The 1,377-nt window shown below is 29.9% G+C and carries 2 protein-coding genes; one reads left to right on the plus strand and one right to left on the minus strand.

What is annotated here, in order from left to right; genetic code table 11:
- On the minus strand, nucleotides 1-253 hold a 253-nt coding region (locus FQU21_RS17285), incomplete at its 3' end, for a transposase (protein ID WP_147679277.1).
- Nucleotides 254-458: 205 nt separating this feature from the next.
- Here FQU21_RS17285 and FQU21_RS17290 point away from each other — a divergent pair.
- Nucleotides 459-1,103: a hypothetical protein gene (locus FQU21_RS17290; protein WP_147679279.1), complete on the plus strand. Its 645-nt coding sequence runs from the start codon at nucleotides 459-461 to the stop codon at nucleotides 1,101-1,103.
- Nucleotides 1,104-1,377: the final 274 nt, after the last annotated feature.

Below are 1,377 nucleotides of genomic sequence, written 5' to 3' on the forward strand. Positions count from 1 at the left end.
GCATGCTACAATGTGCTATAAGCTTACGATCACTAGTTATATTCTCTAAATACCCCACTAAACAAAGCTTAAAAAACACGATGGGATCGATGCTTATTTGTCCACTTGACTCATAAAATTTTTTGGTGGTTTTATAAAGAAAGTTAAGATCTATAGCTGTATGAAGCCGACGGTAGAAATTGTCTTCTGGCACTCGTTCGCTAAGTCTAAATTGATTGAATAGCTTCTCTTGATATGTCTTTTTTCCCTGCATATATAAAGATAAGAAATTTGACTTTTTTATACAATTTTATTATAGCATTTTTCTTATCTTGTGCAACAAGCACAATGTGTATAAACAATGGCTACTTTTGTGCTTAAATAATGGTAATTGCAAGTTTGCTTGCATCTGATTTTCCTGCGGAAAATCCTCGCTTACAAACTCGCAACTATTCTTATACATAAACGTTGTAACACATATGAAAAGACCATTTTTAATATTTATAATAACTGTATTTATTTCAAGTTTCTCGTTTTCACAAAACCAAAAAATTGAAAATGATAGTATCAAGTACTTTGACGAAAACTATAATCCAATTTCAAAAACGGAATATGAAAATAGAAAATGGAAAAATAGATTATTAAGTGTTCAAGGAGATTCTATAAATCACAAAATGCTTTCAATACGAGAAAATCAAGGAACTTTACAAAATAGAAAATATCTAGATTCCATTTTAACCTTATCTGCGAAAAAGAAAATTGACTCTACAAAACCATTAGTTATAATTTATTATCCTGGAAAAGACCCTTGCAATTCAGGTGGTTCTGCAACAAGAAGAACGATAAAAAGTTGGTTTAGCAAAATGGAAAAAGGTATCAATAAAATAAAAGAATCAAATGTGATTTATGTTTATAAAACTGAAGTTGGTCTTTATGGAAAAAATGATGGATTTAAAGATTGGATAAAAGACCCTGACCAAACCATTGAAAGATTGTTTTTTAAACGACATTATCCTTGTAGTAGTTTTGTGGTTATTTCTGAAAATAATGAGTTTATAAGTTACTTTGGAGAATTCTCTAAAGAGTATGTTTGGAAAGCTGTCGAAATTATAACTAATGAATAAAATACGTGTTACAACACCGGTAACCGTTGCACAAGCCCATAATGTATCCTAAAATTATAATTAGAAACCGTCTTTTAAAGGCGGTTTCTGTTTTTAGGGAAGCCTACAGCCGATCTAAAAAAAAACTAAGTATAAAGCCTTAAACATAGCTAAAGAAAGATCTAAGGGATTTGCTTCCTTATCTACTATTTCTAGTTATTTTGGATTAAAACGTGATGCTTATTATAAATATAAGCATAGTGCTGATAAACGTTTAAAACTAGAGCAACAAATT

Source organism: Algibacter pacificus, from assembly GCF_008033385.1.
GTDB classification, from domain to species: Bacteria; Bacteroidota; Bacteroidia; order Flavobacteriales; family Flavobacteriaceae; genus Algibacter; species Algibacter pacificus.

Excerpts from the sequence above, each read along its gene's own strand:
- FQU21_RS17290 (WP_147679279.1), top strand. The coding sequence starts at position 459 with ATGAAAAGACCATTTTTAATATTTATAATAACTGTATTTATTTCAAGT.